The sequence below is a fragment of the Kitasatospora sp. NPDC043949 genome, assembly GCF_056435365.1.
On the sequence record NZ_JBWKEQ010000071.1, the window covers coordinates 13,472 to 34,537 of the forward strand.

The window sequence follows — 21,066 nt, forward strand, 5'->3', positions numbered from 1 at the left end:
ACACGCCCGCCGGAGCTTGCGCCCAGTTCGGGAACGGTCGGCTTGCGGATCGGCGGCGAGGACAGCCGATCCGCCCCGGCCCGGCCGGTCTCCAGGGCCGCTCGCGGGTGAAGACGCCCGGGGCGGTGGGGCGTTCCGCCTCGGCCCGGGTGGGCACCGACCGGGAAGTAGGCGGCGTGGTGGTGCTGCCAGCCGACAGTGCTCATGGCCCGTCTGATCGCGGTTTTCACGGAGTGTGCCTCGGCGTATCGTCAGCGGCAAGAAGGACCCTTGCCCACACGTTCTTGGTCGTGGCGGTCGTTACCACGCCCATGTCGTCCGCTAGTTCGCGGACGAGGATCAGTCCCCGGCCACACTCGCCGCGGGCGACCGGAGTTTCCGGCAGCGGCAGGTCCGGGCGGTAGTCCAGAATCTCGATCCGGCAGTCGCCGTCGACTTCCTGGAGTTCCAGGCCGACGCGGCGGCGGGGGTCGCCGGCGTGCCGGACGACGTTTGTCACCAGCTCCGAGGCGATGAGGACCAGCTCGGATGCCCGGTCGTTGTCCCATCCCCACCCTCTGAGCACTGAGCGCACCTTTCGGCGTGCCGTGGAGGCCGCGGCCGGCACTGCCGTCAGCGTGGTTTCCCAGTGGTGGAGAGATCGCGGCTGTTTGACGGCCACCATGTGCATCGCTCCCGTCATCAGGAGCGTCTTGACGCCCCGTTACAGTTCGCTTACGGGGATCAACCATGGACTGAGGTGCGGAGACAGAACCACCTCCGAAGCAGGGACACTTGGTCCTCGTTCGGGTGAGGTCAGGGACAAACTGCGGACAGTTCGTGGACACTTCCGCATCACCTGTGTGACCACCGTCCCGGTGGTGGTAGGCAAGGGGATGAAGTAGTTCGCAGCTGGGGCTGCGGCCCCGAAGGGACCGCGACGCGATGAACACTGTGTTCGATGCCTTAGTCACCGAGGCCCGCATGGATTTCCGCAGCTTCCTGGCCGAGTACGGACGGGTCGCGGCGCTCCTCTACGAGCGGACCGGGGATATCGCCTTCAGAAACGTCGTTCTGACGGACAAGAGCTTCACTCGGTGGCGTGCCGGACAAGTCGCCCGGCCTCACCACCCGGCACCCGCAATCCTCGAGCGGATGTACGGCAAACCCGTCGACGAGCTCTTCGCGCCCTGCACCGACGAGCAGGCACAGGTATTGCGCGCAGTACCCACTCCAGTGCTCGATGAGAGAGAACTCGCAATGACCGCACGAGATGCCCGCGCCCACGCCGCTGACGCGGCCTCACAGTTGCTTCCCGACCTCAGCCTCGACCAACTCGAGGACGACCTGGTACGCCTGGTCCGAGCAAACACCACCACCCCTCCCCACGAGATCTTCATGGCGGCCAAGGAACTGCTCGGCCTTGCCACCGTGATGCTCGACCGTACGCAGCTGTTGTCCCAACGAGGCCGCCTCTTCGTCGTCGCCGGCCAGGCATCGGCGCTCCTGGGTGCCTGCGCGTTCGATCTCGGCTCGATGCCGACCGCAGTTGAACTGATGCGCGCCTCCGCCCTGTACGGCCAGGTGGCGGAGCACGGGCCGCTCCAGGCGTACGCCCATGGCTACCTCGCCCTGTTGTACTACTGGGGCGGCAACCCCGCCCAGGCGGTTCGCCAGATCGAGCGTGCCCATTCGTTCCGAGGGGTCGGTGCCACGGGCCAGGCGAGGCTGGCGGCGATCGCTGCCCGCTCCTATGCGCACCTTGGCCGGGCCGAGGAGGCCCACGCAGCAATAAATCGGAGCTTGGCCGATCGCGGCCCCGCCGTGGACGATCTTCACGATGGGATCGCAGGTGAGTTCGATTTCAGCGTGGAACGCGTCGCCATGAGCAACAGCGCGACCCTGCTTCTCTTGCGGGACGGGGTCGGTGCGGAGGCCTCCGCCCGGCGGTCACTCGAACTGATCGCTTCCCAGTCCTCGGCCTCCACACCGCTCGCGGTTGCCCCGCAAGCCGGCGCGGACCTGGCGACGGCCCTGCTGATGCGGCGTGACCTGGATGGCGCCGCTGAGGCCATGCGTCCCGTACTGAGTCTGCCGAGGGAGTGGCGCGGGGCTGGCCTTGTAGGCCGGGTGAGCGCAGTCCGGGCGGAGCTGGCCTCGCCGAGCTTCCGCGACGCCCTAGTCGCGCGGGACCTCGCCGAGCAGATCGACGACTTTACGCTGGTCGCCGTACCGCGCACCCTCGGGCCCGGCGCGGTGCGGCTCGCCATCGACGGAGGGATCAGCTAGCGGGCACTCTCCAGAATGGCGCGCTCCCTGTCCGGGGCAATACCATGCTCGTCCCACCGCTGATGCGGAACGGGCATGTTGCCCTGGAGGAGCCAAGACCACGTGTCCGCGACGGTTTCCGCCAGCGGCCGGCGGGGGAAGCCGGCCGCGATCGCCGACGACGAGTCGATGGCCCACACGCCTGGGGGTGTCCGCCAGAGCGGGATCTCTGTCCACTGGCGCAGACCGCTGCGGAGCAGTACCTCATCGGTGACCCACACCAGCTCGCCTGAGCTGCCGGTCACGTCCATGCATGCTTGGAGGAAGCCGCCCATCGTCTCACAGCCCACCGGTGCGGTGACGTTGTGAACCTGATGCCCGACACGCTGGGACTGATCGAGCGCAAAGGCCGCCACATCCCGCACATCAACTGGCTGGATCGACTTCGCCGGATCGCCCGGCGCGAGGATGCGGCCTCCTCGCTCGGCCCTGCGTAGCCACCACGGCAGCCTGCCAACATACTCGCCGGGCCCGAGGATGACGCCCGGCCTGAGCAGACTCGTACGGGTGAGGCCAAATGCTTCGGTCACTGCCCGCTCGGCGCCGGCCTTCTGCCGTCCGTAGTACGTGTCTGGGCCTGTCCACCCCTCTGGTAGCTGCCCGTACTCCGGTCCGGCGTCCGCCGGGGCATCCAGCACCGGCGAGTCCACGGTCAGAGGCTCGGTGGGCCAGCCCTCGTAGACGGACACCGTGGAGACGTAGACGTATCGGCTGACGACCGGCTCCAGGGCCCGGGTGCCACCCAGCACGACGCGGGGCGACAGCTCGGAGGCGGAGGTGTCGATCACGGCGTCCCACGGTCCGTGCTCGGCCAATCGCGCCATGTCCTCCGACCGCTTCCGGTCGCCGTGCACCGCGACCGCTCCGGGCACCGGGATACCGGACAGACCGCGCGTGAACGTGGTCACCTCCCAACCTCGTTCCAGCGCGCCACTCACGACCGCCCGGCCCAGGAACCAGCCACCGCCCAGTACGAGAATCCTCATGCGGGCGATCCTGCCAGCCCGCCGCCTTCGCGCACAGCCGCCCGCAGAATCGGGACCCCTATCGGTCGCGGAGCAGGTCGAGGTACCGGTCAACGTCCTGCTGCTCCAAGTCGTCCTGGATGGAGCGCACCACGGCCAGAACACGGGCCTCCACCGTCTCGGGTTCGACTCCTCCGAATCCGCTACCGTCGTGCAGCTCGATCCACAGCTGGTCTCCGGGGAGCCTGCTCAGTGCCTTGCCAGTGACACGGCCTCCCGCCGCACTCGGCGGCACCGCACTGCCGTCCTTGAAGTCCACCTCGTCCAAGTGCTCAAGGGCGTCACGGATGTTCTTCAGCAGCTCGTCTTCTGCCACCGGGTCCTGGCCGCGCTCGCTCCGGAGCCGGCCCTCCCATCGCTCAAGTTGGTGGGTCGCCCAGACGAGCATGTGTTCCTCGGCCCACTGCTCGCGGAAGTTGGCTTCGAGCTCCTCCGTCGTCGGACTCCAGTCCTCCATAGACCGCAGCCGGAAGCTGGAAACCGGAAGCCCGCCTCTACGGACGGGGCAGGCTCCTGACTGCGACCGGGGCTAGTCCCAATGCCACTGACTTTGCCGGGGTTGGGAGACCGGCCACCAACTTCAGCTGGCGCGCGTGGCATTGGAGAAGGGACGGCGCGAGGACGGCCCTGACTGCCTCTACTGGGTGGTGGGCGCCGACGGGGCGCCGGGGTGGGCGAGGGAGTCGATCCAGGCGCGGATCGCGGCCACCGTGGTGGCGGCGTCCTCCCGCGCCAGGGAGAGGTGGTCGCCGGGCACCTCGACGCGCTCGTGCGGCAGCGGCCAGGACGTGCGCCAGGAGTCGCCGTCCGCGCGCGCCGCCATCAGCGGGGTCGGCCGCGCGGCGCCGACGAGGAGGGTCGGGGTGTCCACGGGCTCCGGGCGCCAGTCCAGGAAGAGCCCGGTGTAGGCGCCCATGGCCGCGACGGCGGCGTCCTCGTCGCCGGTGGACCCGTCCGCGCACACGTCCACGCCGAGGTGCGGGGCCGGCGGCGCGGCCAGGGCGGTCAGCCAGTCCGTGGAGTGGTTGCCCTGGTGGACGAGATACGTGTCGATCAGCACCTGTCCCAGGGGAGCGGATCCCCTGAGTTCGAGGCGTCGGGTCACGGCGTGCGCGACGGCGCCCCCGGCGGAAGCACCGACCAGGACGACGGGCCGGTTGCCGGCGTGCCGCAGCACCGTCTCGGCCTGGAGGCGGGCGAGCGTCTCCCGGTCGGCCGGAACGGCGTGCCCCGCGCCGATGCCCGGGTGCGGGAACTCCAGGACCTCCAACTCCCCCTCGAAGCAGGCGTGCAGGGCCGCGAACCCGCCGCCCGGGAGGGCGGGGAGCGGGCGGTGGTCGGGGAAGAAGGCCACGACCGGGGAACCGGCGCGGCCCCGGGCCCGGCGCAGCGGCGGCACGGCGTGCTCCGCGGCGTCGTCGGCGCCGAACGTCGCGGCGGCCGAGGACGCCGCGATTACCAGGTGCATCGCGGCCGCCGGTCGGCCCTGCTCGCAGAGAGCGCGGTACAGCGCCGCGAGCGTCTGCGCGGGACGGCCGGTGGGCGGTGCGGGCCGGATGCCGGGGCGCTCACGCGGTGTGCCGTCGGGCAGGTCCTTGAGCAGGCCATCGGGCAGGTCGTCGGGCAGGTCGTCGAGCAGGTCGAGTACGTGACGGGCGAGGTCCTCGATCGCCGGGTGCTCGAACACGACGGCTGCGGGCAGCCGCAGGCGCAGGGCCGTGCTCAGTCGGCTGCGGAACTGGACGGCCGTCAGGGAGTCGAAGCCGAGCTCGGCCAGGGTCCTGCCGGCGGGGAGGTCCTGCGCGCCGGAGTAGCCGAGCACCGCGGCCACGTCGCCGCGCAGCAGTTCCGTGAGCGCGGCCCCGCGCTCCTCGGCGGGCAGCCCGGCCAGCAGCGTGCGCCATGCTCCGGGCTCAGAGCCTTCCCGGGCGCCCGGGGGCGGTTCGGTCGCGCCGCTCTGCGCTTCGGCGGCGGGCCGGCCGTGGCGCGCCAGGTCGCGCAGCGGCGGCGGTAGTTGCCCTGCGGCGGCGCGCAGAGCGGCCCGGTCCAGCAGGACCGGCGCGAGTACGGGGGCTCCCGTCCGCAGCGCCGCGTCGAACAGGGCCAGCCCTTGGGCGGGGGTGAACGCCCGGACCACGTCGTCGGGCCTCGGGTGCCCCACTCCCTCGGTCAACTGGGCCGCCATGCCCGCGTCGTAGCCCCACAAGCCCCACGCCAGCGAGACGGCGGGCAGACCGGCGGCGGCCCGGTGCTGGGCGAGCGCGTCCAGGAACGAGTTCGCCGCGGCGTAGTTGCCCTGGCCCGCCCGGCCCAGTACGCCCGAGACCGAGGAGAACAGGACGAAGGCCGACAGGCCCCGGTCGCGGGTCAACTCGTGCAGGTGCCAGGCCGCGTCCGCCTTCGGCCGCAGGACCGCCGCCAGCCGCTCGGGGGACAGCGCGGCCAGCGCTCCGTCGTCGAGGACCCCGGCGGCGTGCACGACAGCGGTCAGCGGGGGATCGCACTGCTCGATCAGCTCGGCGAGCCGGGCCCGGTCGGCCGCGTCGCACGCGACGATCCTGACCTGCGCGCCCCGCTCCGCCAGACTCGCGCGCAGGGCGTCGGCGCCCGGTGCGTGCGGGCCGCGCCGCCCGGTCAGCAGCAGGTGGCGGACCCCGTACGCGTCGACCAGGTGCCCGGCCAGGTCCGCGCCCAGCGCTCCGGTGCCGCCGGTGATCAGCACCGTGCCGTCCGGGTCGAAGGCGCCGGAGCGGCGGGGCGGGGCGCTCTCGGCCGGCCAGGGCTCGGGCAGGTGGGCCGCCGCCGGGACGGCGACCAGCTGTGGCACCGTCGCCCGCCCGGCGCGCAGGGAGAGTTGGGGCTCGCCGCTGGCGGCCGCCGCGGGCAGCAGGCGCAGGGAGGCGGGATCCTCGTCCACGTCGATCAGGACCACGCACCCCGGCAGCTCCGACTGCGCGGTGCGCACCAGCCCCCAGACCGCAGCTCCCGCCAGGTCCGGCGTGGGTGCGGTGGCGTTCCGCGTCACCACCACGAGCCGCGAGCCCGCGGTGGCCGGATCGTCCTGCCAGTCCTGGAGGACCTTGAGCACCCGCGTGGTCAGCAGGTGGACGTCGGCGAGCGGGTCGCGGTCCGTTTCCGATTCCGAGCCGACGGCGGTGACCGCCAGGTGGCGGGGCGGGGCCGCGCCGTCCGTGGGTGAGGAGGGGCCGTTCGTGGGTGAGGACGGGCCGGCGGCGAGGGGGACGAAGGCGCCGAGGTTCAGCTGGTCCGGCCCGAGGACCGTCCAGCCCGCCGACTGCGGTGCCCCGCTGGGCAGCGCGACGGGGACCCAGTCGGGGCGCAGCAGGGCGCGCTGGGCGATGTCCTGCCCGGGATCGCGGTGCCCGGCCGGAAGTTCCCTGGTGGAGAGGGAGTTGACGCGAGCCACCAGGCGGCCCGCCGGGTCGGTGAGCGTGATCGAGAACGCGCCGTCCTCCGAGGCGGGGCCTGCCTCGCCGACCGGCGCGATCCGCACCCGGACCGTCGACGCCTCGGCGGCGTGCAGGCCCACGCCGCTCCACTGGAACGGCACCCGGGCGCCGCCCGCGCCCGCGCCCCCGTCCGGGCCGGCTCCCTGGGTGGACGCGGCGAGCATCGAGGCATGCGCGGCGGCGTCCAGGAGCCCGGGGTGGATGCCGTACCGGCCTGCCTCGGCCGTCCACGGCTCGGGCAACCGGACCTCCGCGAACACCTCCGCACCCCGCCGCCACAGCGCGCGCACGCCGCGGAAGGCGGGCCCGTAGGCCAGACCGCGCTCCGCCGCGGCCTCGTAGGCGGCGGCGGGATCGATCTCCTCGGCGCCGGGCGGCGGCCACTGCGCCAGGCCGTGCCCCTCCGGTGCCGTCCCCGGCTCGGGCGTGCGGGTGAGCAGGCCGGTGGCGTGCGGCGTCCAGGCGGCCTCGGCGGGTTCCACCGGTCGCGCGTGGATCTCGACGGACCGCCGGCCGGAGTCGTCCACCGCCCCCACCACGACCTGGACCCGCACCCCCGAGGCGGGCAGGGCCAGCGGCCGCAGGATCACGAGCTCCTCCAGCGTGCCGCAGTCGGCCGCGTCGCCCGCGCGCACGGCCATCTCGACGAACGCCGTCCCCGGCACGAGCGGCGCCCCACCGACGACGTGGTCGGCGAGCCACGGCTGGGCGCTCGCCGACAGCAGGCCGGAGAGCACCGTGTGCCCGGTGCCCGGCACCTCGAACGGCGGGCCGAGCAGCGGATGCTCGCCGGGGCCCGGGCGGGCCCCCGCCCCGGCCGGGCGCGGCGGGTCCAGCCAGTACCTCCGGCGTTGGAAGGCGTAGGTCGGCAGCTCCACGCGCCGCAGCCCGCGTCGCAGCCCGCGCTCCGCGAACACCGCGGGCCAGTCGACGCCGACGCCGCGCACGTGGAGCCGGGCCACGGCCGCCAGCAGCGTGTCCGGCTCCCGCTCGCCGTGGCGGGCCGCGAAGGCGAACACCGGGCCGCCGCCGCTCTGCGGGGCCGGGCCGCTGTCCTGGACGGCCGGGCACTCCTGCGCGTACGCGGTGAGCACTGGCTGCGGGCCGAGTTCCAGGAAGCCCCCGACACCGTTGGCGCCCAGCCACTCCACGGCCTCGGCGAACCGCACGGGAAGCCGCGCGTGCCGCACCCAGTAGTCCGCGGAGCCCAGTTCCTCGGGCGCCGCCCGAGATCCCGTCACGGTGGAGACCACCGGGATCCGCGGCGGCCGGAACTCCAGCGTCTCGGCGACGCGGCGGAACTCGTCGAGCACCGGGTCCACGAGCGGCGAGTGGAAACCGTGGCCGACCTTGAGCCGCGTGCTGCGGCGGCCGCGGGCCTCGAACCGCGCCGCGACGGCGAGTACCTCGTCCCGCGCGCCGGAGAGCACCACCGCGCGCGGTCCGTTGACCGCGGCGATCGCCACGCGGTCGGCCACGTCCGCGAGTTCGGGCAGGACCTCGTGCTCCGCCGCGTCGAGGGCCACCATCGCCCCGCCGTCGGGCAGCGCCCGCATCAGCCGCCCGCGGGCCGCGACCAGACGGACGGCGTCGGCGAGGTCCAGCACTCCGGCGACGTGCGCGGCCGCCAACTCGCCCACGGAGTGCCCGGCCAGGAAGTCGGCCCGCACGCCCCAGGACTCCACCAGCCGGAAGAGCGCCACCTCGTAGGCGAACAGGGCGGCCTGGGTGAAGTCCGTGCGGTCGAGCAAGGCGTCCGGCGAGCCCGGCTCGGCGCGGATCACCGTGCGCAGCGGCCGGTCGAGTTCGCCGTCCAGCGCGTGGCAGACCTCGTCGAAGGCCTCGGCGAACGCGGGGAACGCCTCCCGCAGCTCCTCGCCCATCCGCGTGCGCTGCGCGCCCTGCCCGGTGAACAGGAAGGCAGTGCGGGTGCGCGGGTCGGCCAGGCGCGTCAACGCCCCGGCGCCGGGCGTGCCGTCGGCGATCGCCCGGAGCCCGGCCAGCATGCGCTTACGGTCCGCGGCCGGCACCATCGCCCGGTGTGTGAGCGCCGACCGCGACACCGCCAGCGAGAAGCCCACGTCCACCGGCGAGAGGCCCGGCCGGGCCTCGACGTGGTCGGCCAGCCGCCGCGCCTGGGCCCGCAGGGCCGCCTCGTCGGCCCCGCCGACCAGCCACGGCACCGCCGCTGGCATCGCGGGCCCCTGCGGCGGGGCGGGTTCCTGCGGCGGCGCGGGTTGCTGGCTCGGGGCGCGGTCGGCGGCGGCCGGCTCCTCGATGATCACGTGCGCGTTGGTGCCGCCGATCCCGAAGGCCGACACACCGGCGCGGCGCGGCCGGCCGGCGGGCGCGGGCCACGGCCGGGCGGCGGTCAGCAGCTCGACCCGGCCCGCGGACCAGTCGACGTGCGGGGTGGGGGCTGCCACGTGCAGGGTCCTGGGCAACTCGCCGTGCCGCATGGCCTGGGCCATCTTGATGATCCCGGCGACTCCGGCGGCGGCCTGGGTGTGTCCGAGGTTGGACTTGACGCTGCCCAGCCACAGCGGGGGGTCCTCCGGCCCCCGGCCCCGGCCGTAGCCGGCGAGCAGCGCCCGCGCCTCGACGGGATCACCGAGCGCGGTGCCCGTCCCGTGCGCCTCCACGGCGTCCACCTCGTGCGCGCGCAGCCCGGCGTCCGCCAGCGCCAGCTGGATCAGGCGCTGCTGGGCGCGGCCGTTGGGCGCGGTCAGGCCGTTGGACGCGCCGTCGGAGTTGACGGCGCTGCCGCGCACCACGGCCAGCACCGGGTGTCCGTTGCGGCGCGCGTCGGACAGCTTCTCCAGCAGCAGCACCCCGGCGCCCTCTGCCCAGGCGGTGCCGTCCGCCGTGGCCGAGAACGACTTGCACCGGCCGTCGGGCGCGAGGGCGCGCTGGCGGCTGAACGCGACCAGCGGGTTGGGCGTCGCCATCACCGTGACGCCGCCGGCCAGCGCCAGCGAGCACGCGCCCGAGCGCAGCGCCTGGGCCGCCTGGTGCACGGCGACCAGCGAGGACGAGCACGCCGTGTCGACGGTGATCGCGGGCCCGCGCAGACCGAACACGTAGGAGAGCCGGCCGGAGGCCACGCTGCCGGCCGAACCCAGGGCGAGGTGGGCCTCCAGTTCGTGCTCGGTGAAGCGGGAGGCGTAATCGCCGTACATCACGCCGAGGAAGACGCCCGTGTCGCTGTCCCGGACGGACGCCGGGTCGATCCCGGCCCGCTCCCACGCCTCCCAGGTGACTTCCAGCAGCAGCCGCTGCTGCGGGTCCATGGCGAGCGCCTCGTGCGGCGAGATGCCGAACAGGCCCGCGTCGAACTCCGTGGCGCTGTGCAGGAATCCGCCACTGCGCGTGTAGCAGGTGCCGATCCGGTCCGGGTCGGGGTCGTAGAGGGCGGCCAGGTCCCAGCCCCGGTCGGTCGGCAGGTCCGAGATCGCGTCCCTGCCCTGCGACACCAACTCCCAGAGCCCTTCGGGGGATTCCACGTCACCGGGGTAGCGGCAGGCCATGGCGACGATCACCACCGGGTCCCGGTCGTACGGCTCCTCCGGCTCGGCGGTCCGCGGTGCGGGCGCGGGTACGGGTGCGGCGGGCGCGGGTACAACAGGTGCGGCGGGTACGGCGGCGAACAGTTCCGTGTGCAGGTGGCGGGCGACGGCGGCCGGGGTGGGGTGGTCGAAGACCAGCGTCGTCGGCAGGCTCAGCCCGGTCGACGCCGCGAGCCGGTCGATCAGCTCGATGGCGCCGAGCGAGGTCAGCCCGAGGTCCGCGAAGGAACTGTCCGCGAAGGAACTGTCCGCGAAGGAGCCGTCCACGAACGAGCGGTCCGTGAACGAGCCGTCCGCGTCGAGCCCGCTCTCCGGCGCGCGGCCGCGGACCCGGGCCGTCTCGGCGCACACCCTCGCGCACAGCGCGCGTTCCTGCTCCTCCCGGGGCAGCGACAGCAGCCCGCGGTCCAGGGAGCCGCCGGCCGGCGCCGGCGCTGCAACCGGGTCGCTGAGCACCGCATGGCGGACGATCTTGCCCGACGGCGTGCGCGGGACGGCCGCGATCTCGCGGACCTCGACGGGAACCTTGTGGTCCGCGAGCTGCGAGCGGCAGACGTCGAGCACCAGCCGCGGGTCCAGGCCCTCCGGGCCGGGCACCACGAAGGCGACCGGGACCTCGCCGAGGACGGCGTGCGGCAGGCCGAGGACCACGGCGTCCCGCACCCCGGGACAGCCTCGCAGGACGTGCTCTACCTCCGTGGGGTGGATGTTCTCGCCGCCCCGGATGATCAGTTCGCTGACCCGGCCGGTGAGGACGAGGTGGCCGTGTTCGGCGCGCCGGCCGAGGTCCCCGGTCCGGTACCAGCCCTCGCGCAGCGCGGCGGCCGTCGCTTCCGGCTGGTCGTGGTAGCCCGTCATGAGATTCGGACCGCTGACCCAGATCTCGCCCTCGCCGCCCGCGAGGACGTCGGCGCCGCTGTCCGGATCGACGACGCGGACCTCGACGCCGGGTACCGGCAGTCCGCAGGACCCGTCGATCCGGGGGCCGTTCGGGCGGGTCACCGCGATCGCGCCGCAGGTCTCGGTGCTGCCGTAGACGTCGAGCAGCGGCGCGCCGAGCGTCTCCTCCACCACCCCGCGCAGCTCGGGCGGACACGGCGCGCCCGCCGTGACACAGAGCCGCAGCCCGGGCCGCGGCGCGGGGAGCGGGGTGTCCCTCGCCGAGGCCATCAACCGGTGGTACGTCGTGGGGACGCCTGCCAGGAGGGTGAACGGCCCGCCGAGGGCGGCGCTCGGGGTGCGCAGCGTGCGCCACAGGTCGCCGGGCGTCAGGACCTCGCCGGACGTCGGCAGTTCGCCGGCGATCGCGGTGCTCGCGCCGACGGCCGTGGTGCCCAGGATCGCGAGGGAGTGCCCGAAGCTGTGGAACAGCGGCAGCGGCCACAGCAGCCGGTCCTCGGGGGAGAGCCCGAAGACCGGCACGTAGCAGGCCGCCACCGACCACAGTGCGCCGCGCTGCGTGGAGAGCACGCCCTTGGGGCGGTGGGTGGTCCCGGAGGTGTAGAGCAGCCAGGCCGGATCGTCGAGCCCCAGGTCGTCGGGGGCCGCGGGCCCGTCGCTCCCGGTCGAGGCTGCGGCCTCGGCCTCGAAGAGGACGGTGCCGTCGGGGGCGTTCGAGGGGATCGGGCCCGCCCCGGTGAGCACGGTGTGCAGGCCACGGTACGCGGCGCCGAGGCGGTGGAGCTGTGTGAGGTGCGCGGGGTCGGTGATGACGGCCGAGGCACCGCTGTCCCGCAGGTAGTAGTCGAGTTCGTCGTCGGAGGACCGGGGATTGAGCAGGACACCGACCGCCCCCGCCCGCAGCACGGCGAGGCAACCCTCCACCAGCTCCACGCAGTTGCCCAGGCAGAGCGCCACCCGATCGCCGCGCCGGACCCCCGCCCGCGCGAGCGACCCGGCCAGCCGCCCGGTCCGCCGCTCCAACTCGGCGTAGCTGACGCCGCGCGAGAAGTCGTGGAACGCGACCCGGTCCGCCGACCGTTCGGCGTGCCTCTTCAACAACTCCGGCAGCGGCCGCACCAGATCGTCATACCGCAGTTCACCACTCACGCCCCAGCTCCGACCTCTCGCCACTCGCGACCCGCTCCCCCGTCGATGTCCTCCGTACCCACCAGCACGCGGGCACAGACCCAGTCCTGCGGACTCGCCGCAGCTGCGCTTGCGGCCGCTGAGGACTGCGGCGCTTCTTCTTCGTCCAGGTGGGCGCGTTCAGGTCGGACTGCCGCCAGGCGGCGAGAGCCTGCATGACCGGCTGTTCCATGAACACCTGGTAGGGCGAGCTGGTGGCGGCGGGTCCGGAATGGCCGCGTTCCCCGTGGTCGACTCGCCCGGCGACATCAACGGTGACGGGAACCCGGACCTGATCACCACCGACACCGCCGGCACCCTGCCCACCGGCACCGGTGGGCGCTGCGTCGGCATCAAGGACAACGCCACCGACCTCGGCACCCAGGTGGTCATCAGCGACTGCGTCGGCGCGACCGGCCAGGTCTGGACGCTCCGCGCCGACGGCACCCTCCACAACCCGACCGCCGACCGCCGACCCGCCGACCCGCCGACCCGCCGACCGCTGCCTCGAACTCCCCAACTGGGCCGACGGCAACGGGACGGCGCTGGGCGTCTGGTCGTGCATCCCCGGCAACGCCAACCAGCGCTGGACCATGTACCCGAACAAGGCCTGATCCCACGACCGTGCCGGGCCCGCGACGCAGCCGACGTCGCGGGCCCCCGCCGTCCCGGAACGACGGGGTGTGGACCCGCGGCCCCTTGACCAGTGTCTACGTATGCGACGGGCACTTGGCCGTTGTTGCTCCGGGGCATGCTCGGAGCATCCCACGTCCCCACGGGCCCTTTTCTTTATTCCGCACGTTTTGCCCGAACCGGCAATCGGCGCGTGTAGGCACCGATGTTGCTGGTTCAAGGTACGGACTGCTTTCGCGTCCGGGTTGAGGCGCGCCGCGAGGCGGGCGGGCCGGGCGGCCCTGGACCTGGACGACGGCGCGGCGCGGCGCGCGGGGAAGGGAGCGTCGGGCGAGCGAGGCGCCGTGGGCGGCGGTGGATGGCTGTCACGTGGTGCCGGTGGTGCCGACGTGGCCCCGAAGTACCGCGGTCGTCTGTGTGCGGCGGGCTGGGGGCGTGGACTGTCAGGAAGGTTCAGGTTTCGGCGTAGCGCCCTGTCCCGGTAGGGGCGGTACGCTGTAGAACTGGCGGGCCCAGCGGCGGTACTCCATGATCGGGCCGTCTCCCCGGCTGAGTCTGGGGTGTTCCACGTACTTCTTGTTGCTCCAGATGTGGAAGTCCTTTGTGACGTCCGTGAGGTAGAACGGCGCTACCGCCTGGGTCAGGATCTGGGACAGGGTTCTGGCTGCCCAATCGGGACAGGCGGAGAACCCGGATGAGCGGACGGACAGCGTGAAGTACGTTTGAACACGAATAGGGTCGATCGGGGTGGCCATGGCCTGGCCCAGGAAATCGGCGCCAAAGCGATCGAGGCGCCCTGTGAGGTGTTGGCACCCGAGGCCGTGTACCACCGCCACGATTTTTGTTTGCACCGACCCGAGGAGAGGGAACGCCCTTTCGAAGGTGACCGGGATGCCGAGGTGGGGTCCATCCGCTTGCAGTGGATTTGCGATCATCGCGTTCTGGAACCCGTGGATGGGCGCGAAGTGCGCAAGGTCGACGGTGTTCTCGAATACATCTTGCGGATGGTCGACCAGGGTGAACGCCCGCCGCGTCGGTGGCGGGAACTCATCCACCGGGAGGGTCGGGACCTGCCAGGTCGGGGCGGAGCCCCCTGCATGGCGCCATACCGAGATGAATCCGTTGACCTCACAGGAAACCCAAGGTTTCAGGGACGCCCGAGGCGGGGTCGACCCGTCGCCGGTCCGGACACATCTCCCCGTCAAGTCATAGGCGAAATGGTGGAAGGGGCAGACGATGTTCTCGCCGTCCACCGAACCCCCGAAGCCGAGATGGGCGCCAAGGTGAGGGCAGTGCGCGTCCACCACTTGCACGGCGCCTGAACGCGTACGATAGGCCACCAGTTCCTCGCCCATGAACTTCCGTCGGATGACCTTTCCACGAGGCAGTTCATCGCTGAAGGCGATGGCGAACCACCCGTCCGGGTAGGGCAGCCGGGGCTGGTGTACCGGGTTCGAGGATTCGTCGATGTCCATCTCGGGCCTTTCTCCATCAGACTGACGGCGGGGGCACTGCTTACCCGCGGCGGATCGTGTTCGCCGTGTCCGCCCCTACGGGCGGCGCCCCGACGGCGCTGAGCCGCTGTTCTGGTTCCCCGGTGGGATTCGTCTGAGCCTTCGGTCAGGCGCGGGGCTTCTTCGATCAGGGCGTCGACGATCCGGTGTTCGGGGACGGTCCGGATGGCGTGGCCTTCGACGAGGACTGGCCTTTGTCGCGTTGCCGCAGGAGACGCCGGGGTCGGCTTCGCGGGCTTCGCCGGGCCGTTGACGACGCAGCCCATGGCGGCGACGCGCAGGGGGTGGGGGAAGTCGTCGAAGGCGGCTTCGACGCGCTGGGCCAGGGTGTGGATGTCGACCTGGAGGCGGCCGCAGCCGGGGCAGGAGACGATCTCCAGCTTGCGGGGGCGCAGTCCCAGGGACTGCAGGATGTGCGCTCCGGCCTTGACCTGGTCGACGGGTGGGGCGGAGAGGGAGACGCGGATGGTGTCGCCGATGCCCTCGGTGAGGAGGACTCCGAAGGCGACGGCGGACTTGATGGAGCCCTGGAGGGCGGTGCCGGCTTCGGTGACGCCGAGGTGGAGGGGGTAGTCGCAGGCCGCTGCGAGGAGGCGGTAGGCGGCGATGACGGTGAGCGGGTCGTGGTGCTTGACGGCGATCTTGATGTCGGTGAAGCCGTGCTCCTCGAAGAGCGAGCACTCCCACAGGGCGGATTCCGCGAGCGCCGCGGGGGTGGCGGAGCCGTGCTTGGCGAGCAGGCGCGGGTCGAGGGAGCCGGCGTTGACGCCGATCCGGATCGGCACGTTCGCTGCCTGGGCGGCGTGGGCGATCTCGCGGACCTTGTCGTCGAACTTTCGGATGTTGCCGGGGTTGACGCGCACGGCGGCGCAGCCGGCGTCGATGGCGGCGAAGACGTAGCGGGGCTGGAAGTGGATGTCGGCGATGACGGGCAGCTTCGACTTGGCGACGATGGCGGGCAGGGCGTCGGCGTCGTCCTGGGAGGGGACGGCGACGCGCACGAGGTCGCAGCCGGCGGCGGTGATCTCGGCGATCTGCCGGAGTGTGGCGTCGACGTCGGCGGTCGGGGTGGTGGTCATGGTCTGGACGGAGATGGGTGCGTCGCCGCCCACGGGGACGGTGCCGACGTGGATCTTCCGGCAGTGGCGGCGTGTTGGGGTGCGCGGCGACGGTTGGGGAAGCCCCAGATCGGTCGAGGCCATGGTCGCTCCTGCGGGCTCGGGCGGGCGGTGCCGGAGGGCGGCGGTGCCGGGTTCAGTGGTTCCACCACCAGGCGATGGAGGGAATGGGCAGGGGGCTGGATTCCAGTCCGGGAGGTTCCTGGCTGACGATGCTGAGGAGTGCGAGGTCGCCGCCGTATCGGGGGTTTCCCGCGTGCCAGTGGATCACGTTGGTGATCATGGTTCCGGTGTCTCGCAGGAACCGGGTCAAAGCGGGGCTGGACCCGATGGCGATGCGGTCCCGAAGGCGCAGGTGGACCACCATGACGCGGTTCCAGAACTCGATGGCCTTCCGGGTGGCGTGCGTGACGTCGAGATCTTGATGCCGCATCAGCGTCATGACGATGTTCTTGTGCGCGTCGCCGCCCCGCAGGTCCTTTTCGATGGAGTAGATGTCGTTGCACCAGGCGAGGAGGATTCCGGCGGACTCGAGCCATGCGCGGGTGGCGGGGGCCTCGAACTCGTGGGCCGGGATCTCCATCCCGTTGTAGATCTCCGATGCCGTGATGTAGGCGGCGAACGCGGTGAGCCACAGGCGCATCACGGGAAGGACCGCGGGCGTTACCTGTCGGCCGGCGAGACGGTGGCAGGTCTCCCACGGGATGGCCATGTGATACGAGGTGTAGCCGGCGGCGAAGCGGGCGTACTGCACGTCGGTGGCACTGTCGCGGAAGTCTTTGATCAGCTCCGCGAAGTGTCGCATGAAGGGGAGGTCGGTCAGGGGCGGTGCGCTCGGATCGTCCACGACGCGCTGCATGGTGCAGCATGCCTCGATGACCTCTTCCAGCGTGGTGAGTTCCTCCAGCCAGTCGTCCACGGCGAAGGCGAGCAGGTACCACTTTCCGCCGAGCTCCAGGCGTTCCTCGATTCCGTCGGGGCTGGAGCAGGCGACGTAAGCGGCGCTTCGGGATCGGAGGAGCGCGTTGCGGGTGTCGGGGTTCGTCGGGATCGGGCAGCTTTCCATCCACCGGGTGGCGCTCTCGTCGATCTCCCGGGCTCGGGGGTGGAGTGAAACCGGGAACGGGCAGTAGAGGGCGGGCGCCTCCGGCTGCGGGTCGGACACCGAGGTGTCAACGGACATGTCGAGGGCCGCCTTTCGGTGGGTAACGGAACCGTGAGCCTTTCCGGGCCCGGGAGGGAGTTGTTCGCAGGTGACGGGTTAGCGGTCGCCTGTGCGGTGCGGACGGCGGTTTCGGGAAGCGGAGCCCCTGAACCGCCTGCCGTCGACGCGTTCCCGCACCGCGGGCTCCCGTCGACGGCGGCATCCGACGTACGCGCCGTCCGGCCGTGTCCGGGTGCGACGTCGAGGAGCGGGGCGTGTTCGCCGCCCGTGTCTCGCCCGGGTCCGGAGCCGTGGGCACACGGCCCCTCCCCTCCCCGGGCCGGTGGTGCGGCAGGGGCCGCGGTCGTGTCAGTGTTCGCGGTGGGTGACCAGGTGGGCGAGGGCGGTGAGTTCGGCGGCGGGCAGGGGCGCGGGGTCGGCGAGGGCGAGGCGGTGGAGGGCGTCGGCGCTGTGGCGTCGGGCGCGGTGCAGGGTCCAGTCCCTGGCACCGCTCTGTTCGATCAGCTTGGCCGCGTGGCGGCATTCCTCCTCGCTGGGGGCCTGTGTTGCGCGGTAGAGGGCGCGCAGGGCCTCGGCTTCCGGGGTGTGGCCGGCCATGGCGGCGGCCACCGGCAGGGAGACCTTGCGCCGTCGCAGGTCCGAGAGGGCGGGTTTGCCGGTGGTCTGTTCGTCGCCCCAGATGCCGAGCAGGTCGTCGGCGCACTGGAAGGCGATGCCCAGGTGTCGGCCGAAGGCCCGCAGATGCTCCGTGCGCTGCGGGTCGGCGCCACCGGCGATGGCGCCCAGCGCGCAAGCGGCGGCGAGGAGTTCGCCGGTCTTGCCCACCGCCACCGCGAGCGCGTGGTCCTCGCTGACGTCGGTGCCGGTCTCCAGGAGCGTGTCGAGGTACTCGCCCTCGATCAGGAGCTGGACGCTTTCCAGGAGTACGGGAATCGTGAGCTCGGCGCGGGGGGCCTGGGTGAGGGTCTGCACGGCGGCGAAGAACAGGGCGTCGCCGGCGAGGATCGCCGCCGGGATCCCCTTGGCCGCCCACAGGGCGGGTCGGTGGCGGCGCATCCGGTCGCGGTCGATGACGTCGTCGTGCAACAGGCTGGCGTTGTGGATCAGTTCCACGGCCACGGCCGCGGGACGGGCGGCCTCCGGGTCGCCGCCGACGGCCCGGCAGGCCAGGAGGGTGAGGGCGGGGCGCAGGGCCTTGCCGTCGCCCTGGTGGTCGAGGTGGGTTCGGTCGTCGGTCCACCAGCCGAAGTGCAGCCCGGCGAGGTGACGGATGTGCGCGGGCAGGCGGTTGACCTGGGTGCGGATCAACGGCCTGACGGTGTGTGCGCTGTACGCCAGGATGTCTTCGCAGTCGCGGGGTTCGTCGGACACCGGGCCTCGCCTTCGGGTGGCAGTGCGTCAGGATCGGGCGAGAGGCGGCGGGCCGGGCCTGAACTCCGGCTGCCTTGAGGAAAGGCCCTGGGCCGAGCGGCGCACGGGGTCCGGGGGGGCGCGGTCGGTCCTTTGGGGCTTGTGCCCCTGGGGCCTTCTGCAAGTTCGTACGACCGCCATCCCTCAGGGGCTCACGTGACAGCACCCAGGCGGAGAAGCCCCCGCTCGCGCTCGAACCCGGGGCGTCTAGTTCCGGGGCTCTTCGACTCCGTCCTGCGGGGAGTAGAACTGCTGGGCCCAGCGCCGGAACTGCATGATCGGGCCGTCCCCTTTCGCGAGCCGCGGATGACTCAGAGGGATCTTGTTCTGCCAGATGTCGAAGTCCCTGCTGGCATCCCAGGCGAACAGGTGAGCGATGCCTGCGCTGGCCAGCGCGTTGGCGGGCCCCGCGAGCCCATGGCGTACGAGCCGCATCGACGCCGCCATGGTGAAGGTGAGCCGCCCGGGGTCGACGGGCGTGGAGAAGACCCAGAAGCGGAAGTGAAGTCCGAGCCTGACGATCTCGACCTCGCTCTGGATGACGCCGAGGCCCTGGGCGATGATCCGACCCGTGGGCGAGAGCAACGAGAACGCCCCGGGCCGGGGGTCAACGCCGCTTCTCTGTACGGTCATTGACACGACTGCGCGGGTCCCGTCGAAGAGTGGTTCGTGGAGGTAGGTCACGGGCACCCCGTGCACCGGACGGAAGTGCCCGAGGTCGAAAGCGTTTTCCAGCACCTCCTGGGGATGGTCCTCCAGGTCCCGGACCACGCAGTACGGAGTGGGGAAGTCCGCCGGCGGCAGAGGCTCGATCTCCCAGGACGGCGCCTGGCCCAGGGCATGGCGCCATACGAAGATGAACCCGTCGATCTCCCGGTGCTCCAGAACCGAGAGCCGGGTCTTCAGCGGGGGCGGCGTTTCGTATCCGGTCTTCACGCACGCCCCGTCGAGGCCGAACTGGAAGTGGTGGAAGGGGCAGCGCAGGTTGTCCCCCTGCACCGTTGCCCCGTGGCCCAGATGAGCCCCCAGGTGAGGGCAGTACGGCCGTACCGCACGCATCGTGCCGCCGGCGGTGCGGTAGAGCACGACGTCCTCACCCATCAGACGGCGGGTGAGGACCTTGCCCGCTTTCAGTTCGTGACTGGCGGCCAGGGCGAACCAGCCATCGGGGTAGGGAAGACGGGGCACAGTCGCCTGCGCCGTCCGCGGTGACGGGTTCCAAGGGGTCACAACGCACCTCGTTCGTCGTTGTGGTGGCGGGCTCCTCTGGGGTGAGGCTGTCCGGGCCGGACCTGGGCGATGCGCGGGGCCATCCGGTGTCGCGGTGGCGGTGCGGGCCCTACCTGGGTCGCGGCACCGGTTCGACTCGGCGGTTGCCGGGCCGGGCACGTCAGGTCCCTGTCGACCGCCCGGGAAGGCGGCCGGTGACGGTTTCTACACCAACAGATGAAGGACCGTCCCGGAACGGCGTGCGGCCCTCGCGTCGGAGCACGGCCCGCTCCGGTTCACGCCCTCGCCCCTCCCCCCTCACGCCTGCCTCCGTGACGCCGCAGGTCGGCGGCTACAGGGACCATTCGGCGGGCCGGGCCGCCCCTGAAGCGCCCTGGCGGGCCGCTGCCGGGCCTGCGGAGCCGGTGGCGACCACCGGGACAGGGGACGGCCCTCGCATCGCCCCACGGTGCAGGCGGCCAGGTGACACCACTCGCCGCCTTCGCGCCACCACACCATGTCGCGGACTTCCTGCGGGTGCCGGGGCGGCGGAAGACGTGTCTCGACCGGCAGAACGGGCGTGTGTACGGCGCCATCGGCGCGGGCGTCCGGGGCTCGTTGCCTCCCGAGCCCCCGCACTCGGGGTTGCCGCCGACGTACGGACTGGCGTGCACTCAAGGGGCTGAACGCTTCCCGCCCGAACGTCGGCCACCGGGACGCAGGATGACGGGCGATCAGGCCTTCTCGCATGCTCGCACCCCAGCAGGGAGGAACACCCCCTCATGAGTGAGCCCCGGCAACTGCGCGGCATCATCCGGTCTCTGCGTACCATCGTCGACGACGTCAAGGAGATCGTCGACGGACTTATCGAACGCGCGGCGGAGCTGGAGTGCAACCTCCGGGATGCCGTCATCGACCTGCTGAAGGAGAACACGGGGAGCGGGCCCACCGGTGACACCCCCGCTCGCCCCGTGGACGAGACGGCGGAACTGGCCGGCCTTCGGGCGGAACTGGCCGGCCTTCGGGCGGAACTGGCCACCCTGCGGGAAGAGCTCACCCGCCTGACCAGGACGTCGCCGGGTACGTGACTGACCCGGAGAACCGCGAAGCCGACGACGGTGACGGTGTGTCCGGTCCGTCGCCGGACGTGGAGCATCGCCTGATCCGGGCGCAGGACGGGATTCTGGCGGACTCGCTCACCGGTCGGCAGGTCGCCTTGGCGGAGCTGGCCGACGATGTATGCAGCGGGCCGCCGGGCCCAGGACGGCGGCGGCGGCGGAGAGTGCACCTACCAGGTCCTGGTCCAGGTCCTCCTGGCCACGCTCGCGTCCGGGCCGGAGGCGGGCGCGCTGCCGGGGGTTGCGGGGCTGCTGTCCGCCGCGGCCCGCGGCAGCTCTACCCGCTGGCCGAACGACGTGGGACACGGACAGGGGGCGAGCGAAGCGGAGTTCGGTAGCCGGGCAGGACCGGCCCGGCCCTCCCCCCTTTTGCTCGACGCGCTGTTCCCGGTATCGGCCCGTACGTGGCCGCCCTGTCTCTGGAGGCTGTGTGTCCGCTCGTGCGCTCTACGTCTCGGGGGTCC

General features: G+C 72.4%; 11 protein-coding genes and 1 pseudogene. 3 read left to right on the forward strand and 9 right to left on the reverse strand.

Annotated elements, in window-relative coordinates; genetic code table 11:
• Nucleotides 1-226: 226 nt before the first annotated feature.
• Nucleotides 227-682 (reverse strand): ATP-binding protein, encoded by a 456-nt coding sequence (locus tag AC07AL_RS35215; RefSeq protein ID WP_478319367.1) that lies wholly within the window; start codon nt 680-682, stop codon nt 227-229.
• A gap of 242 nt (nt 683-924) precedes the next feature.
• Between AC07AL_RS35215 and AC07AL_RS35220 the strand changes: the two genes are divergently transcribed.
• Entirely contained in the window at nt 925-2,268 is a 1,344-nt protein-coding gene (locus AC07AL_RS35220) for a hypothetical protein (protein ID WP_478319368.1), read from the forward strand.
• Here the strand turns inward: AC07AL_RS35220 and AC07AL_RS35225 are convergent.
• From AC07AL_RS35225 to AC07AL_RS35235, 3 genes are all read right to left on the reverse strand, one after another.
• The gene (locus AC07AL_RS35225) at nt 2,265-3,293 is read right to left on the reverse strand and encodes an NAD-dependent epimerase/dehydratase family protein (protein ID WP_478319369.1); all 1,029 of its coding nucleotides are present in this window, start codon (nt 3,291-3,293) and stop codon (nt 2,265-2,267) included. The genes AC07AL_RS35220 and AC07AL_RS35225 overlap by 4 nt on opposite strands.
• A 58-nt stretch (nt 3,294-3,351) precedes the next feature.
• Nucleotides 3,352-3,789: a hypothetical protein gene (locus AC07AL_RS35230; protein WP_478319370.1), complete on the reverse strand. Its 438-nt coding sequence runs from the start codon at nt 3,787-3,789 to the stop codon at nt 3,352-3,354.
• A gap of 180 nt (nt 3,790-3,969) precedes the next feature.
• Entirely contained in the window at nt 3,970-12,417 is an 8,448-nt protein-coding gene (locus tag AC07AL_RS35235; protein WP_478319371.1) for a type I polyketide synthase, read from the reverse strand.
• 250 nt (nt 12,418-12,667) lie between these two features.
• Here AC07AL_RS35235 and AC07AL_RS35240 point away from each other — a divergent pair, with 250 nt between their 5' ends.
• Nucleotides 12,668-13,138, forward strand: coding sequence for a hypothetical protein (locus AC07AL_RS35240; RefSeq protein WP_478319372.1), 471 nt, complete (start codon nt 12,668-12,670; stop codon nt 13,136-13,138).
• A 373-nt stretch (nt 13,139-13,511) separates the two neighbouring features.
• Here AC07AL_RS35240 and AC07AL_RS35245 read toward each other — a convergent pair whose 3' ends face one another.
• From AC07AL_RS35245 to AC07AL_RS35265, 5 genes and pseudogenes are all read right to left on the reverse strand, one after another.
• The gene (locus tag AC07AL_RS35245) at nt 13,512-14,543 is read right to left on the reverse strand and encodes a Rieske 2Fe-2S domain-containing protein (protein WP_478319373.1); all 1,032 of its coding nucleotides are present in this window, start codon (nt 14,541-14,543) and stop codon (nt 13,512-13,514) included.
• 167 nt (nt 14,544-14,710) lie between these two features.
• Nucleotides 14,711-15,784 (reverse strand): annotated as a pseudogene (ispG, locus tag AC07AL_RS35250) (flavodoxin-dependent (E)-4-hydroxy-3-methylbut-2-enyl-diphosphate synthase); the annotation flags it as partial.
• 52 nt (nt 15,785-15,836) lie between these two features.
• Nucleotides 15,837-16,883 carry a terpene synthase family protein gene (locus tag AC07AL_RS35255; RefSeq protein WP_363588818.1) on the reverse strand — a complete coding sequence of 349 codons (1,047 nt, stop codon included), beginning with the start codon at nt 16,881-16,883 and terminating at the stop codon, nt 15,837-15,839.
• A 330-nt stretch (nt 16,884-17,213) separates the two neighbouring features.
• A complete protein-coding gene (locus AC07AL_RS35260; protein WP_363588820.1) occupies nt 17,214-18,236 on the reverse strand; it encodes a polyprenyl synthetase family protein in 1,023 nt (340 codons plus the stop codon).
• A 246-nt stretch (nt 18,237-18,482) separates the two neighbouring features.
• Nucleotides 18,483-19,463, reverse strand: coding sequence for a Rieske 2Fe-2S domain-containing protein (locus AC07AL_RS35265; protein ID WP_363588822.1), 981 nt, complete (start codon nt 19,461-19,463; stop codon nt 18,483-18,485).
• 803 nt (nt 19,464-20,266) lie between these two features.
• Between AC07AL_RS35265 and AC07AL_RS35270 the strand changes: the two genes are divergently transcribed.
• On the forward strand, nt 20,267-20,572 hold the full coding sequence (locus AC07AL_RS35270) for a hypothetical protein (protein ID WP_400989847.1): 306 nt from the start codon (nt 20,267-20,269) through the stop codon (nt 20,570-20,572).
• The last annotated feature ends 494 nt before the right edge of the window (nt 20,573-21,066 follow it).